The following is a 14,283-nucleotide window of genomic DNA, read 5'->3' as shown; positions in this document are numbered from 1 at the left end:
GTCAGCCGGCCGCGTGGGCGCCGATGACGCTCTGCGCGTACACGATCCCGAGGCCGTACGCGCCGGCGTGGGCCTTCACTATCTCCGTGACGGGGACGTACGTCTCCTGACGGGCCCAGTCGCGCTGGAGCTCCAGGAGCACCTGCACCCAGGTCACCGGCACCGCGCCGGCGGCGATCATCCGCTGCAGGGCGTGCTCGTGGGCGGCCGGGCTCACGCCGGCGGAGGCGTCGGCGACGACGTACACCTCGTACCCCTGCTCCAGGGCCGAGAGGGCGGGCAGCACCAGGCAGACCTCGGTCCACAGGCCCGACAGGACGATCTTCCTGCGCCCGGTCGCCTTGACCGCCGCGACGAGCGCCTCGTCCTCCCAGGCGTTCATGGTGGTGCGGTCGATGATCTCGTGCTTGGGGAACACCTCGGCGAGCTGCGGCAGCAGCGGGCCGGAGAACGACTCGGCGGCGACCGTCGTCAGGACGACCGGAACGTCGAACGCCCGGGCCGCCTTGGCGAGGCCCACGGTGCTGTTGACGACGGCGGCGCGGTCGCCGCTGCCGGCGCCGAAGAACATCTGCGGCTGGTGGTCCACGAAGAGCATGACCGAGTTGTCGGGCGTGAGCAGGTCCTTGCTCGGAGCGGCCTGCACCTTGTCGATGTCGAACACGAGGGGTCCCTTCGGAGCTGTGGGTGACGTGCCCGCCGCTTCCGCGGTCCGGCACTCCCCGAAGCTACGGGCGACCCGGCCGCCCGAGTTGACCCCCGGCGCCCGGGGGTTGGCACGACAGCGCACAACCGCCGGTGCGCCGGACGCCACCGACGGCAGCGGCGACGCCGACCCTCCCCCGGGTCAGCGCACCCGCCCCCGGGCCTTCAGCCGGTTCGCCGGGACCTCCGGCGCGTCCAGCCGGCCTCCGTCGTAGCCCTTCACCTCGCCGAAGCGGTCGCCCGTCATCCACGCCTCCCTCGCCTCGCGGATCTCCTCGTCCGTGCGGCCGACGAAGTTCCACCACATGACGATCTCCTCCTCGAACGGCTCGCCGCCCAGGAGCATCAGGCCCGCGTCGGAGTCGGCGCGCAGGGGGAGTTCGGTGCGGCCGCAGCCGAGGTAGAGCATCGAGCCGGGGAGGACGGGGACACCGTCGACATGGGCCTCGCCGGACATGGCGAGGACCGCGTACTCGAAGTCCGGTTCGAGGGGCAGGCGGGCCTCGGTGCCGGCGGTGAGGGCGAGGTCGGCGCCGGTGAGGGGGGTGTAGGCCGTGCCGGGCGAGACGGCGCCGGCGAGTTCGCCGAGGATCACTGTCGCGGTCAGGCCGGGGGCCGTGACGTGCGGGAGCTCGGCGTGGTGCTGGAAGTGGGGTTCGACGTGGCGGTGGGCGTCGGGGAGGGCGACCCAGAGCTGGGCGCCGTGCAGATAGCGGGCGTGCGAGCGGGGGCTCTCCTCGGAGTGGGAGATCGCCCGGCCGGAGGTCATCAGGCCCAGCTCGCGCGGCCGGATGGTCTGCAGGCTGCCCGTGGAGTCGCGGTGCAGCACCTCGCCCTCGTGGAGCCAGCTGACGGTCTGCAGACCCATGTGGGGGTGGGGCGGGACCTGCATGCCGGGTTCGCCGGCGATGTCGTCGGGGCCGTAGTGGTCGACGAAGGCCCAGGCGCCGACCATGCGGCGGCCGAGGTTGGGGAGCAGGCGGCGCACCTCGGTCGACTCGCCGAGCTGGACGCGCCGGGGGCTGAGGAGTTCCCGTACCGGTTCGGCGACGACGAAACCGCGGCCGCCGCAGACCTGGAGGGCGGCCTGGCGATCAAGATTGCTCATGGCGTTCAACCTATTCCTGTCCGGGGCGGAAGGTCCTGGATCGGCGTGGACCCGCCGCACCGCAATATTGGTGGAATGTTCAACCACATGGCGGTGTTGCACGGGCACCAGCATTTCCGCCCACAGGAGAGAGAGCCAGAGCGGTGAGCGAGGAGACGTACTACGAGTTCGGGACGGCGGGCGAGCGGTGGGACCGCGCCCAGCTGTTCTTCGAGGCCAAGGAGTACCTGACGGCCGTGCGCATCCTGCGCGGTCTGGTCGCCGAGCACCCGGACCAGACGGCCCAGCGACTGCTGCTCGCCCGCGCGTACTACCACTCCGCCCAGCTCTCCCGGGCCGAGGACGAGCTCCGGACCGTCCTGGAGCGCGATCCGGTCGAGCACTACGCCCGGCTGATGCTCGGCCGCACCCTGGAGCGTCAGGGGCGCACCGAGGAGGCGGCGCCGCACCTGCGGCTGGCCGCCGCCATGGCGGGTGAGCTGCCGGAGTGAGCCGGCCGGCGCCCGGCGCGCTCACGCCTTGAACCGGAGGTCGGCGGCGCCCTTCAGCAGAGGGGCGTCGTCGGCCTCCGTCCATTCCCGGTGGTTCGGCAGGTCCTGGAGGCAGGTGTCGTTCGCCGTGGCGATCACCGTGCCGGGCTGGACCGCCGGGGGATAGCCCCGGGTGCGTCCCGTGTTCCCGTGGACGGTCCCGCGGACGGACGCCAGGGCCACGTCCGCCCGCGGCGCGCCCGGAAAGGTCGCCTGGAGGACGAGGACCCCGCCGCCCTTGGCGAAGCGCGGCTCCGCGAGCGGGACGCGGTGCTCGTCGTACCCGCAGGCGTTGCCGGTGATCTCACTGGCCGCGTCGGTGCGGACGGTCACCTCCGTGACCCCGAAGACCTCCCGCAGGATCGCCGTCCACATGTCCGGGACGCCGCCCATGTTCCCCTCGGTGTCGGCGTAGGGGACGATGCCGCCGCCCGGCCGGTCGGAGGTGATGTTCCCGGTGAACCGGGTGCCGGTGAGGGTGAGGTCGGCGTTGCGGGCCGAGATGCCGCCGCCGCCCGGCTTGGCCCGGCGCGGCTCCCCCGGCCGCGGGGCCGCTTCGAGGCCGCGCGAGACGTTGTCCTTGATCACGCACCGCTCGACGGTGCCGGCCGAGCCCCTGGTGATCCGTACGCCGCCGCCCGTGCTGCCCGTGGACGCCGAAGAGTTCGCCGGCGTACGGGAGGGTGCCGGCGAACTCGCCGACGGGCCGGCCTGCGCGCACGGGCCCCGGCACGGGCGCGGTGAGCACCCCGCACCGGGCCGGCCGGGCCGCCGGCGGAGGTCGCGAACGGGGTCACCGTCCAGGCCCGCCCGGGGCCCTGGTCGCGGACGACGAGGAGGAGGTCCCGGTCCGCTTCGGTCGGCGGTGCGACGAAGGAGAGGGCCTGCGGTCCGGTCCCGGTGACCGTCCGGCCCGCGTACCGGCGCCCGGAGCCGGGGCCGCCTCGGCGAAGGCGCCGTCGGGGGCGGGCACCCCGGGGAAGAGCGCCGGGTCGCGCAGGTCCACGTCGGCGGGGAGGGCCAGGGCGAGCCGTTGCCCGGGGCGGAGGTCGGCCGGGCTCGACGACTGCACCCGGGAGGACCAGATCGGGTACCAGGATCCCGCGGTGGGGAGCGGGGTCCTTCCGGCGAAGGTGACGACGATCGACATGGGCGCGCCTCCCGGCATGGTCACGGCGGACGGGCGGATGCCAGGGCACTGCGGGATCAGGGTCGGGCCGCGGGTGAGGCCGTGTCACCGGCTTGGCGGAGGTGCGCCAGGGGGCGCCCGGGGGCGTCGAGGGACGTCCGGGAGCACGCGGACGGGGTACCCGTGCGGGGTATCCGCCTCCGGGTTCGGTAAGGTCGGGGCCAGGAGGTCGAAGCGGTGGACGCGGGACGAGCGGGACGCGGCGGTACGCGAGCGGGAGGTGCCCTGGCGCACCTGCTGCTCGTCGTGGTGCTCGCGCTCGGCGTGTTCGTGATGCACGCGGTCGGCCACCCGGAGGGCTCGTCGGCCGGCGACGGCACGAGTCATGCCGCGGCCCCGACGCAGCCGGGCCCGCAACACCACCGGGGCGCTTCCGCGCAGCCGGCCCCGCACGACTCCCCGCACAGCTCCGGCATGGGGATGGACATGACCACGCTCTGCGTGGCCGTGCTCGGCGGCTGGCTGCTCGCCGCCCTCCTCAGGGCCGCCCTGCGCCGCGGCGCCGCCGGGTTCGCCCCGCTCCTCGCGCGGCTGCTGTCCTGCCTCGGGCCGAACGCCCCGCCGCCGCGGCCCCCTGACCTCGCCCACCTGTCGATCCTGCGGATCTAGGCCGTATCGCCGCCGCGGGCGCCTCGCGCTGCCCGCAGACGTGCACGGCCCATTCCGTCATCGAACGAACGACAGCACACGAGGTGTGACACCCATGCGTACCTTCAGCCGCCCCGGCTCGCGCACCACCCGCGCCATCCGCATCCCCCACGCCACCCGCACCACCCGCACCACCCGCACCACCCGCAAGCTTGCCCTGACCGGCGCCCTGGCAGCGGCGGGGCTTCTGCTCGCCGCCTGCTCGGGCTCCGGCGACTCCACGCAGGGCACGGACCACGGCGGGAAGACCTCCGCCGCCGCGCCCTCGGCGTCCGCGCCGTCGGGCGCCTTCAACGACGCGGACGTGATGTTCGCGCAGATGATGATCCCGCACCACGAGCAGGCCCTGGAGATGGCGAAGCTCGCCGACGGGCGCGCCGAGGACGCCGAGATCAAGAAGATCGTCGGCGCGGTCGAGCAGGCGCAGGACCCGGAGATCCGGAAGATGAAGGGCTGGCTCAGGACCTGGGGCAAGCCCGAGTCCACGGGCGGCGGCCACGGCATGGCCGGGATGATGTCCGACGCGGACATGGCGGAGCTCGCCGCCGCGAAGGGAAAGGCCTTCGACCGCAGGTTCGCGGAGCTGATGATCGCCCACCACGAGGGTGCGGTGGAGATGGCGAAGACGGAGCAGGCGAACGGCGGTGACGCGGCGGCCAGGAAGGTGGCCGACGACGTGGTCCGTACCCAGGCCGCCGAGATCGCCCAGCTGAAGAAGATCCTCAAGCGGCTCTGACCGCCGGAGCGCCGGTTGGATCCCGCCTCTGGGATCCAACCGGCGCTCCCTTGGATCCAACGGGCCCCTCCCACCGCCCCTCCGCTCCCCCTCCCCCTCTCCCTCGGACACGTCATCATGAAGAAGCACCGCGCTGCCCTCGCCGCCGCTCTCGCGGCGGCCCTCTCCCTCGCCCTGACCGCCTGCGGCACCGGCGACGCTCCCGCCGCGCGACCGGACGCGGACGCCGCCACGGCCCTCAGCCACATCCACGGCGTCGCCACCGTGGCGGGGAAGCTGTACGTCGCCACCCACGAGGGCCTCTACACGCCCGGCGCCGACGGGCGGCCCGCCCTCGTCGGAGACCGCAAGGACGACTTCATGGGGTTCACGGTGACCCCGAAGGGCGCCTTCCTCGCCAGCGGCCACCCGGCCCCCGGCACGGACGCCCCCCTCGACCTCGGCCTGATCGAGTCCACCGACAAGGGCGCCACCTGGAAGGACAAGTCGCTGGCCGGCGAGGTCGACTTCCACGCCCTCGACACCGCCGCCGACGCCACCGTCTACGGCTACGACAGCACCAACCGGCGGCTGAAGGCCAGCCGCGACGGCGTCACCTGGGAGGACCGTGCCGAGCTGAGCGCCCTCGACATCGCCGTCTCCCCCGCCGCGCCGGGCACGGTCCTCGCCACCACCGAACAGGGCGTCGTCCGCAGCACCGACGGCGGCCGGACCTTCGGGGAGCCGCTGACCGGACGGCTCGTCGCGTACGTGTCCTGGGGCGCCAGGGACGCTCTGTTCGGCGTCGACCCGGCCGGGCTGCTGCTGCGCAGCGCGGACGGCGGCGCGACGTGGAGCCGGGTGTCGACGGTGCCGGGCGGCGCACCGCAGGCGCTGACCGCGGTGGACGCGCGGCGGCTCCTGGCGGCCACCCAGGACGGGGTGTACGAGTCGGTGGACGGCGGCAGGTCGTTCACCCGGCGGATGGCCGTGGCCTCGGGCGGCGACGACCACTGAGGCCGGCGCCGCCGGTCAGTAGCCGATCCGCACCCCCGTCACCGTGTGCCGGTCGGTACGGCCGCCGGTCGTGCCGCCGAAGCCGACGAGGACGTTCTTCGGGAGCGTCACGGCCACGTCGATCACCCGGGTGCCGTCGACGCTGACCTGGAGGTGTCCGGTGGCGGTGACGACGGCGTCGACGGTGTGGCTGCCGCTGCGCAGGTTCGGGACGTTCGTCGCGGTGGCCGCGTAGGTCAGGGTGGTGCCGCTGCCTCCGGTGGCGACCGCGACGAAGTTGCCGGAGGGGTCGTTCACGCCGTTGTCGTAGGTGTCGAGGGTGACGGCCACCCCCGGCAGTCCGGCGAAGCCGAGGCTGCCGCCGCTGTTGACGGCGAGCGCCTTCGGGGTCGCCCTGCTCGCGTCGAGCAGCAGCAGGGCGAGCCCGTCGGCTCCGGTGCCGCCGCCGATGGTGGCGGTGAAGCGGGCCTTCAGCTGGGCCGAGGGCACGGCGGTGGCCTGGATCGCGGAGCCGCGCTGGTAGGTCTGGACGGGGGTGAGTTCGAGGCTGGTGCCGGAGAGCCGGGCGCTGCTGTTGTACGTCCAGCCGTTGGGGCCGGGCGGCGGCACCGCGTACGCCGTCGCGGTGATGTCCGCCTTGCGGACGCTGTGGATGTCGGTGAGGCCCCCGGTCGCGCCGGTGAAGGCGACGAAGGCGGTGGGCGGCAGGGAGGCCACGCTGGTGCTCAGCCGCTGGGTGCCGTCGACGGAGACGGTCAGGGTGCGGCCGGAGACCGCGACGGCGACGGTGTGCCGGCCGGAGCGCAGGTTGGGCACGTTCGTCGTGGTGGAGGCGTAGGTGAGGGCGGCGCCGCTGCCGGAGGTGGCGATGCCGACGAAGTTGGACGAGGGGTCGTTCGTACCGTTGTCGTAGGTGTCGAGGGTGACGGCCACGCCGGGCAGGGCGGAGTAGCCGAGGCCGCCGCCCGCGGCACCCAGCGCGCTCGGGGTGGTCCGCGCGGGATCGAGCAGCGCGAAGGTCAGGCCGTCGGCTCCGGTGCCGCCGCCGATGGTGGCGGTGAAGGAGGCCTTGAGGCCGTCGGTGACGACGGGGACGGGCCAGACGGCCGAGCCGCGCTGGTCGGGGGTGGCCTGGGTGAGCGCGAGGTCGCTGCCGGAGACCTGGGCGTTGCCGTTGAGCTTCCAGCCGCCGGCGTCGGGGCCGGGGACGGTGACGCCGGTGCCCGCGGCCCCGGTGCCGGTGAGGGCCTCGCTGAGTGCGCCCTGTCCGTCGTCGGCGGTCAGTTCGTAGGCGGCGTTCACGGGGCCGATCGAGGTCGGCGAGAAGGTGACGGCCTGGTGGACGACGTCCTCGGGGCCGAGGACCTGGCCCTCGCTGATCGGGTCGGAGACGTGGAAGGGGGCCGTGGGCGGTTTGGCCTTGGTGATGGTGAGCGGGATGTTGCCGGTGTTGCTGATGTCGAAGGTCCTGGTGACGGACTGTCCGACCTTCACCGAACCGAAGTCGGTCGAGGTGGGGGTGACGGTCAGCCGGGCCCGTCCGGTGACGGCCGTGCCCTTCAGGGCCACCGTGGCCGTGCCGTTCCGGCTGGTCACCGCGAGGCTGCCGGTGTCGTCGCCGCCGGTGGTCGGCGCGTAGGCGACCTGGACGGAGACGGACTGCTGGGGCTGGACGACCGTCCCGGCGGCCGGCAGACCGGTGGCGCTGAACGGTGCGCCCGGCGGGGTGGTCGCGGCGACGGTCTCGGGCTCGGTCCCGGTGTTGGTGAACGTGACGCCGAGGGACTTCTCCGTGGTGGTGGCCACGGTGCCGAAGTCGAGTGCCGCCGGGGCGGCGAGGAAGCCGGGTCGGGTGCCGTATCCGGTCGTGCCGACCGCGCTGTCGCCGAGGTCGGTGGCGAAGGTCAGCACCGAGCTGTCCGGTCCGGGTGCGGTCGGCGCGAAGGTGACGGGCACGGAGTAGGTGTCGCCGTTGTGGAGGGTGCGCGGGAGCCCGGTGGGGCTCGCCGTGAAGGCGCTGCCCGCCGGTGTGGTGACCGCGCTGATCGTGACGTCACGGGTGGCGGTCACCTTCGCCGTCGCGCTGCCGGTCGAGCCGACCGCGACCTTGCCGAGGTCGACGGGGGCGGCGGTGAGCGCCGTGTTGGCGGGGCGGCCGAAGGCGAGGACGTGGCCGTCGCGGGTGCCCACGTAGACCCGGCCGTTGTCGGTGGCGGGCACGGTGAACTTGGCCGCCGTGCCGATCGGCGCGGACCAGCGCAGCTTCAGGGTGCCGCCCACGGGGACGGCGTCGTACGCGCGCAGCCGGGCGCCCGCGCCGTTGGAGCCGTCCGCGTGGACGGCCCAGACGAGGGCGGAGCCCGGGTTGGTGCCGGTGGAGGTGATCACGGGAGAGCCGGAGGTGTAGCCGAACGTCTCCGTGCTGCTCCCGGTGTTGGTGAGGGCGGGCTCGCCGGTGCCGGTGAGGCCGTAGGCGAAGGCGCGCAGCGGGCCGCGGGAGCCGATGGTGTAGACGTAGCCGCCTTGTCCGCCGTACACCCCAGGGTGGCCCCAGACTCCCTCGTACGGTCCGAAGGTGCCGAGGACCTTGTCGGTGCCTCCGGGGCCCTGGGAGCGCCCGCCGAGGTTGTCCCGGTCGAGCAGGAAGAGGCGCCCGTCCTTGCCGATCTGCACGAGGAGCCGGGGGTGGCCGCTGGTGCCGAAGGGCGTGCCGGGCAGGGCGACCGGGCCGCCGGAGCCGAAGTCGGTGTCGTTGAGGTCGAGCTGGTTGGCGTTGGACGGGCTGAAGAAGTCCTGCGCGGACATGGTGCCGTCGCTGTTGACGCCGAGCCGGACGACGGACTCCGACAGCTGGCCGGGCGGCATGGTGCCGGGGCCGGGCGCGGGGGTGACGCCGTTGCCGGTGGAGAAGAGGATCCGGCCCGGTCCGTCGGAGACGAGGCCGCCGCCGCTCATCCAGATCCCGGCCATGCCGTTGGCGGAGGAGTCCTCGGTGGCCCACAGGGTCTGCTTGCGGGTCGAGGTGTTCACGCCGAGGACGTAGCCGACGTACGGGCCGCGGTCGCAGTGCGAGGCGAAGCCGGCGTAGACGGAGCCGCCCATCAGGAGCAGCCCGGGCCGCTGTCCCGCGGTGTACGGGTTGAACGCGCGGCCCGGGTCGTTGGTCGGCGAGCCGCCGATCTTGACGGGCCAGCCGCTGCGCTCGGCGCCGGTGGCGGGGTCGAGGGCGTGCAGGTACCAGTTGGGGTGCTGCTCGTCGGGGCCGTCGTTCACCTTGGAGGTGAGGTAGAGGGAGCCGCTCGCCGGGTCGTAGACGGGGGTGGCGGTGACGCCGATGTTCGGCACGAGGTCGCCGCAGGTGATGGCGGAGGCCGGCCAGGGGGCGCCCAGGTTCCTGGTCCAGCCGATGGCGCCCGAGGCGGCGTCGAGGCCGTAGACCTTGTTGTTCTCGGTGGCGACGACGAGGGTGCCGCCGACGACGACGGGCTGGGCGTAGACCTGTCCGTCGACGGCGGTCGAGAACTGCTGGCCGAAGTCGGAGCTGGAGACCTGGTCGGGGGCGAGGCCCGGCTCGTCCTGGTCCCAGCCGGTGCGCAGGTTGTCGTGCGAGATGGTGGTCTGGTCGGCGGCGGGGGCGCGTGCCTCGACCGGGGCCGGGGCGGGCGGGGACGACGAGGCGGCGCGGGGTGCCCCCAACAGGCCACCCGCGCCGATGATCAGACACATCGTCAGGATCCGGGACAGGGTCCTGCTTCTGCCGGTCGTCGCGTCCATGCAGCGAGCCTGCCCCCGCGGGCGGGCCACCCGACGGGGAAGCGGCTCACTTCACCTGGTCGGGTGGCAGCCGATGGAAGCCCGCCTCCTGCGTGTGGAGGGTGACGGTGCCTCCGCCGAGCATCTCGGCCTTCCTGAGCAGCCGCTCGACGACGGCCGGGCCCGGTCGGCCGTAGACGTCGATGGACCGCATGCGGATGAGCCCGGCGAACCCGCGGAACTTCTCGGCGCCGAGGTCCATGTGGAACTCCATGGAGGCGGAGTCGGGGTGGACGGCCACCAGGGTCATCGTGGACCCGGCCTCGTCGACGAAGAAGTGGTACGCGATCAGCCGGGGCTCGTTCGCCTCGACGAACGCGGCCAGGTCGCGCATCCGGCTCCGGACCTCCTCGATGCTCCCTTCGAGAAGGTCCGAACGGTCGACGTAGTACAGGGGGTCGGACATGGCGCCCGAACCTACCCCTGCCGACCCCTTCGGGATCCGTGCGACGCGCGCGACGCCGGATCAGAAGGGCTTGGTCGGCAGGTACTTGCCGTCCAGGGTGATGACGGCGCGCTCGCCGCCCTCGGGGTCGGCGACCTTGCGCACGTCGAGCCTGAAGTTGATCGCGGAGATGATGCCGTCGCCGAACTGCTCGTGGACCAGCGCCTTGAGGGTGGTGCCGTAGACCTGGAGCATCTCGTGGAAGCGGTAGACGGTCGGGTCGGTGGGGATGCCGCCCGGGATCGAGCCGCGGGTCGGGACGGTGGTCAGCAGAAGGGCCGCGTCCGCGTCCAGGCCGAGGAGCTCGGCGACGGCCTGCGCGGAGTGCTCCGGCAGCGCGTGCTGGCCGAGGACGGCGGCGGTGACGAACGCGACGGAGAGGCCGGCGGCGTCGGCGATCTGCTGCCAGGAGAGGTCCTTGCGGGTCTTGGCCTCGACGGCGGCGTTCGCGAGGTTCTGGCGGGCGGTGGGGTCGAACTGGGCGTGCAGCATGATCGGTGGGTCCTTTTCCGGTGGGTGGGGCCGCTACGGCCTCGGGTCGGCCGCGCGCGGTGGATCGATGGGGGGAGGGGGTGAGGGGCCGGTGGCGCAGGGGGCCGGGGGTGAGGGGCCGGTGGCGCAGGGGGCCGGGGGGCCACCAGGGCGGGGGTCAGGCCGCGACGGTCGGGGCGCTCAAGGCGGTCGGACCGGTCGGGGCGGTCGGGGCGCTCAAGGCGGTCGGATCGGTCGGGGCGGTCGGGGCGGTCGGGGTCAGGTCCTCGACGCGGCCGCTGCCGATGTCGTAGACCCAGCCGCGCAGGGTCACCCGCCGCTCCGCCAGGGCCCTGGCGACCGAGGGGTGGGTGGCCAGGTTCGCCAGCTGGGCGAGCACGTTCTGCCGTACGAGGGCGGGGACGTCGCCCGAGGCGGCGGCCGCGCGGGCCCGGGAGGCGTCGGCGTGCCGCAGCCAGGCGGCGACCGCCGGAGCGCCGCTGAGGTCCTGCCCCTGGGCGAGCGCGGTCATGGCGCCGCACGCCGAGTGGCCGCAGACGACGATCTGCCGGACGCCCAGGGCGGCGACGGCGTACTCGATGCTGGCGGCGACGCCGTCCGCCTCCGGGGTGTGGGCGGGCACCAGGTTTCCCGCGGTGCGGACGACGAACAGGTCGCCCGGCTCGGTGCCGGTGATCAGCTCGGGCACGACACGGGCGTCCGAGCAGCCGATGAAGAGGGTGTGCGGGGCGTGATGGGTGGCGAGGCGGGCGAACAGCTCCGCCTTGGCCGGGAAGACGTCCCGCTGGAAACGGGCGACGCCCTCGGCGAGGTCCTGCATGGGTGGCTCCCTTCGGTGACCGCCGTCCCCTCGGGGGCGGCGAGATCCACCCTGCACGAGCTGCGCCTATAGCGTCCAAGACTTGGTATCCATGGCAGCCAGTGGTGACATCTATGGCCCCGCTACAGTGGTGTCATGGCCGCCGCCCCGGAACTGCGACATCTCCGCTATCTGCTCGCCGTCGCCGAGCACGGCAACTTCACCCGCGCCGCCGAGGACCTGCACCTCTCGCAGCCCACGCTCTCCCAGCAGGTCAGACAGCTGGAACGCGCCCTGGGCGTCCAGCTCCTCGACCGCACCGGGCGCACGGTGCGGCTCACGGACGCCGGTGCCGTCTACGCGGAGCACGCCCGGCGCGCCCTGCGCGACCTGGCCGCCGCCGAGCGCGCGGTCCACGACGTCCAGGACCTCTCCAGCGGGCATCTGCGCCTGGGGTTCACCCCCACCTTCGCCGCCTACCTCGTCGGCCCGCTCACCGCCGCGCTCCACGCCCGGCACCCCGGGATCGCCCTGACCCTGACGGAGACGCCCCAGGACCGGATCGAGGGCGCGCTGCTCGCGGACGAGCTGGACCTGGGCATCGCCTTCACGGGCCCGCACCCGGCCGGGGTCGCCGCCGAGGCGCTGTTCACCGAGACCCTCGGGCTCGTCACCGCCGGACCGGACGCCGCGACGGCCCCCGCCCCGCTCCCGGTCCGGGCCCTGGAGGACCGGCAACTGGCCCTGCTGAGCGCCGACTTCGCCACCCGTACCCATATCGACGCCTACTTCGCCGCCCATCGCGTCACGCCCCGCGTCGTGGTGGAGGCCAACTCCGTCCAGGCCCTCACCGAGATCGTCCGGCGCGGTCCGCTGGCCACCGTCCTGCCCGACGCCATCACCCACGACCACCCCCACCTCACCCCGATCCCCCTGGACCCTCCGCTGCCGTCCCGCACCGTCGCCCTGCTGCACCGCCAGGGCGCCTATCGCACCGCCGCCACCAGGGCCTTCGTGCGGCTGGTGCACGACCTGGTCCGGGAGCGGGGCTACCGCGGGGCCGGGGCCGCCGGGCCCGGGGGCTGAGCCCGGCGGGGCCGGCCCCGGCCTGTGCCCGCCCCGCGGCCGCGCCCACGCCTACCCGGCGGTGTGCACCACCTCGCCGCCCACGACGACCGTCTCCGCGACCGTCCCGGGGATGGCGTCGGGCTCGATGCGGAGGATGTCCCGGGACAGCACGACGAAGTCGGCGAGCTTGCCCACGCTGAGGGAACCCCGGTCGTCCTCCAGGAAGTTGGCGCGGGCCGAGCCCATCGTGTAGCCCTCGACGGCGGTGGCGACGTCGATCGTCTCGCCCGGCGTCCAGGCCGCTCCGCCACCGGGCGGGCGCCGGGTGACGGCGGCGTGGATGCCGATCATGGGGTCCATCTCGGCGACGTTCCAGTCGCTGGACAGGGCCAGCAGCGCGCCGGCGCGGTGCAGGCTGCGCAGCGGCCAGGCCTTGTGCCAGCGCTCGGGGCCGATGTTCTCGGCCCAGTCCTGGCCGGGGCCCGCGATGTCGGGGGCGGCGTGCCGTGGCTGCATGCAGGCGGTGACGCCGAGCGCGGCGAAGCGCGGGGTGTCGGCCGGGTCCAGGCACTCGACGTGGACGATCTGGTGGCGGGCGTCGCGCGGCCCGTTCACCGCGCGGGCGCGTTCGACGGCGTCCAGCACGGTGCGGATGCCCCGGTCGCCGGTGGCGTGCACGAAGCACTGGAAGCCGCGCGCGTCGAGGCGGGTGAGCAGGGCGGCGAACTCCTCGGGCGGGTAGAAGGTGTCGCCCCGGTGGTGGCCACAGCCCGCGTACGGTTCGAGGAGGGCGGCGGTGCGGGGTTCGACGACGTCGTCGATGTAGAGCTTGAGCGGCCCGACCCGCAGCCGGTCGTCGGCGAACTCCCGTGCGGCGGCCTCGAACGCGTCCAGGTCGGCGTCGGTGGTGCCGCGCGGGTGGAAGAGCGCGGCGACGATCCGGGAGCGGAGCCGGCCCTCGGCGCGGGCGCGCTGGTAGAGGGCGAGGTCGTCGAGGGAGTTCTGGGGTTCGACCACGGTGGTGATGCCGAAGCGGACGGCGTCGTCGAGGCTCTTGGCGAGGCGCCCGTACTGGCGGTCGGCCGAAGCCCACGGGACGCCGAGCTCGCGCAGGGCGCGGTGTCCGTCGCGGGACAGGCCCTTGACGGCGAAGTCCTTGACGAATCCGGTGGGTTCGCCGGTGGCAGGGTCGGTGACGGCGGTACCGAAGGGCAGTTCGGTGCGGTCGGCTCGGACGTCGAGTCGGCGCAGGGCCGCGGTGTTGAGCCAGGCGGTGTGGACGTCGTAGCTCAGCACGAGCGCCGGGGTGTCGCCGGTGGCGGGGTCGAGGTCGGCGGCGGTGGGCATCCGCCCGCCGGGGATCACGGCGTAGTCGAAGGCCTCGCCCTCGATCCAGGGGGCGTCGGGATGGGCGGCGCGCCAGGCGCGGATGCGGGCGTGCACGGCGTCCAGGTCGCGGGCGCCGGCGAGTTGGACGCAGGCGTCGTCGGAGCCGAGGCGCACGTGGTTGTGGGCGTCGACGAAGCCGGGCAGGACGAGCCGGCCGCCGGCGTCGACGACCCGGGTGTCCGGTCCGGCCCAGGCCTCGGCCTCGGCGGCGGTGCCGGTCCATACGATCCGGTCGCCGCGGACCGCGAGGGCCTCGGCCCGCGGCCGGGCGGGGTCGACGGTGTGGATACGGGCGCGGGTGAGGAGGAGGTCGGCGGGGGCGGGGCGGTTCATGGGGTTCTTCGTTTCCTTGGGGAGGGCGGGCG

The 14,283-nt window shown here is 74.2% G+C and carries 14 protein-coding genes; 5 read left to right on the top strand and 9 right to left on the bottom strand.

Annotated elements, in window-relative coordinates:
- Nucleotide 1: 1 nt before the first annotated feature.
- The gene (locus ACH414_RS00630) at nucleotides 2-664 is read right to left on the bottom strand and encodes a hydrolase (RefSeq protein WP_382545028.1); all 663 of its coding nucleotides are present in this window, start codon (nucleotides 662-664) and stop codon (nucleotides 2-4) included.
- Nucleotides 665-847: 183 nt separating this feature from the next.
- A complete protein-coding gene (locus ACH414_RS00625; protein WP_382545031.1) occupies nucleotides 848-1,813 on the bottom strand; it encodes a pirin family protein in 966 nt (321 codons plus the stop codon).
- Nucleotides 1,814-1,956: 143 nt separating this feature from the next.
- On the opposite strand from ACH414_RS00625, the gene ACH414_RS00620 reads away from it, so the two are divergent.
- Nucleotides 1,957-2,304, top strand: coding sequence for a tetratricopeptide repeat protein (locus ACH414_RS00620; RefSeq protein WP_382545034.1), 348 nt, complete (start codon nucleotides 1,957-1,959; stop codon nucleotides 2,302-2,304).
- Between the two features lie 21 nt (nucleotides 2,305-2,325).
- Here the strand turns inward: ACH414_RS00620 and ACH414_RS00615 are convergent, their stop codons facing one another.
- Nucleotides 2,326-2,931 (bottom strand): hypothetical protein, encoded by a 606-nt coding sequence (locus tag ACH414_RS00615; protein WP_398940451.1) that lies wholly within the window; start codon nucleotides 2,929-2,931, stop codon nucleotides 2,326-2,328.
- 205 nt (nucleotides 2,932-3,136) lie between these two features.
- A complete protein-coding gene (locus ACH414_RS00610; protein WP_398940450.1) occupies nucleotides 3,137-3,493 on the bottom strand; it encodes a hypothetical protein in 357 nt (118 codons plus the stop codon).
- Between the two features lie 216 nt (nucleotides 3,494-3,709).
- Between ACH414_RS00610 and ACH414_RS00605 the strand changes: the two genes are divergently transcribed.
- The 3 genes from ACH414_RS00605 (at nucleotide 3,710) to ACH414_RS00595 (ending at nucleotide 5,912) form a co-directional block, all read left to right on the top strand.
- Nucleotides 3,710-4,141: a DUF6153 family protein gene (locus ACH414_RS00605; RefSeq protein WP_398940449.1), complete on the top strand. Its 432-nt coding sequence runs from the start codon at nucleotides 3,710-3,712 to the stop codon at nucleotides 4,139-4,141.
- 94 nt (nucleotides 4,142-4,235) lie between these two features.
- Nucleotides 4,236-4,916 (top strand): DUF305 domain-containing protein, encoded by a 681-nt coding sequence (locus ACH414_RS00600; protein WP_398940448.1) that lies wholly within the window; start codon nucleotides 4,236-4,238, stop codon nucleotides 4,914-4,916.
- Nucleotides 4,917-5,033: 117 nt separating this feature from the next.
- Nucleotides 5,034-5,912 (top strand): F510_1955 family glycosylhydrolase, encoded by an 879-nt coding sequence (locus tag ACH414_RS00595; protein ID WP_398940447.1) that lies wholly within the window; start codon nucleotides 5,034-5,036, stop codon nucleotides 5,910-5,912.
- Between the two features lie 15 nt (nucleotides 5,913-5,927).
- On the opposite strand, the gene ACH414_RS00590 is transcribed toward ACH414_RS00595, so the two are convergent.
- The 4 genes from ACH414_RS00590 to ACH414_RS00575 all read right to left on the bottom strand — a co-directional run bounded on the left by ACH414_RS00590 (nucleotide 5,928) and on the right by ACH414_RS00575 (nucleotide 11,482).
- Nucleotides 5,928-9,686 (bottom strand): choice-of-anchor D domain-containing protein, encoded by a 3,759-nt coding sequence (locus tag ACH414_RS00590; protein ID WP_398940446.1) that lies wholly within the window; start codon nucleotides 9,684-9,686, stop codon nucleotides 5,928-5,930.
- A 46-nt stretch (nucleotides 9,687-9,732) separates the two neighbouring features.
- Entirely contained in the window at nucleotides 9,733-10,131 is a 399-nt protein-coding gene (locus ACH414_RS00585) for a hypothetical protein (RefSeq protein ID WP_382545052.1), read from the bottom strand.
- Between the two features lie 60 nt (nucleotides 10,132-10,191).
- On the bottom strand, nucleotides 10,192-10,662 hold the full coding sequence (gene cynS / locus ACH414_RS00580; protein ID WP_398940445.1) for a cyanase: 471 nt from the start codon (nucleotides 10,660-10,662) through the stop codon (nucleotides 10,192-10,194).
- Between the two features lie 157 nt (nucleotides 10,663-10,819).
- On the bottom strand, nucleotides 10,820-11,482 hold the full coding sequence (locus ACH414_RS00575; RefSeq protein ID WP_398940444.1) for a carbonic anhydrase: 663 nt from the start codon (nucleotides 11,480-11,482) through the stop codon (nucleotides 10,820-10,822).
- 135 nt (nucleotides 11,483-11,617) lie between these two features.
- On the opposite strand from ACH414_RS00575, the gene cynR reads away from it, so the two are divergent.
- A complete protein-coding gene (cynR, locus tag ACH414_RS00570) occupies nucleotides 11,618-12,547 on the top strand; it encodes a transcriptional regulator CynR (protein ID WP_382545060.1) in 930 nt (309 codons plus the stop codon).
- A 51-nt stretch (nucleotides 12,548-12,598) separates the two neighbouring features.
- Here cynR and ACH414_RS00565 read toward each other — a convergent pair whose 3' ends face one another.
- Entirely contained in the window at nucleotides 12,599-14,251 is a 1,653-nt protein-coding gene (locus ACH414_RS00565) for an amidohydrolase (protein WP_382545063.1), read from the bottom strand.
- Nucleotides 14,252-14,283 lie beyond the last annotated feature (32 nt).

Source organism: Streptomyces sp. NPDC020422 (genome assembly GCF_044386705.1).
In the GTDB taxonomy this organism is placed as follows: Bacteria; Actinomycetota; Actinomycetes; order Streptomycetales; family Streptomycetaceae; genus Streptomyces.
This window is presented reverse-complemented; position numbering and strand designations above follow the sequence as displayed.

Bases quoted from the DNA above. Each gene is read 5' to 3' on its own strand.
- ACH414_RS00625 (WP_382545031.1), bottom strand. From the start codon at position 1,813: ATGAGCAATCTTGATCGCCAGGCCGCCCTCCAGGTCTGCGGCGGCCGC.
- ACH414_RS00610 (WP_398940450.1), bottom strand. From the start codon at position 3,493: ATGTCGATCGTCGTCACCTTCGCCGGAAGGACCCCGCTCCCCACCGCG.
- ACH414_RS00600 (WP_398940448.1), top strand. From the start codon at position 4,236: ATGCGTACCTTCAGCCGCCCCGGCTCGCGCACCACCCGCGCCATCCGC.
- ACH414_RS00595 (WP_398940447.1), top strand. From the start codon at position 5,034: ATGAAGAAGCACCGCGCTGCCCTCGCCGCCGCTCTCGCGGCGGCCCTC.
- ACH414_RS00590 (WP_398940446.1), bottom strand. From the start codon at position 9,686: ATGGACGCGACGACCGGCAGAAGCAGGACCCTGTCCCGGATCCTGACG.
- ACH414_RS00585 (WP_382545052.1), bottom strand. From the start codon at position 10,131: ATGTCCGACCCCCTGTACTACGTCGACCGTTCGGACCTTCTCGAAGGG.
- cynS (WP_398940445.1), bottom strand. From the start codon at position 10,662: ATGCTGCACGCCCAGTTCGACCCCACCGCCCGCCAGAACCTCGCGAAC.
- ACH414_RS00575 (WP_398940444.1), bottom strand. From the start codon at position 11,482: ATGCAGGACCTCGCCGAGGGCGTCGCCCGTTTCCAGCGGGACGTCTTC.
- cynR (WP_382545060.1), top strand. From the start codon at position 11,618: ATGGCCGCCGCCCCGGAACTGCGACATCTCCGCTATCTGCTCGCCGTC.
- ACH414_RS00565 (WP_382545063.1), bottom strand. From the start codon at position 14,251: ATGAACCGCCCCGCCCCCGCCGACCTCCTCCTCACCCGCGCCCGTATC.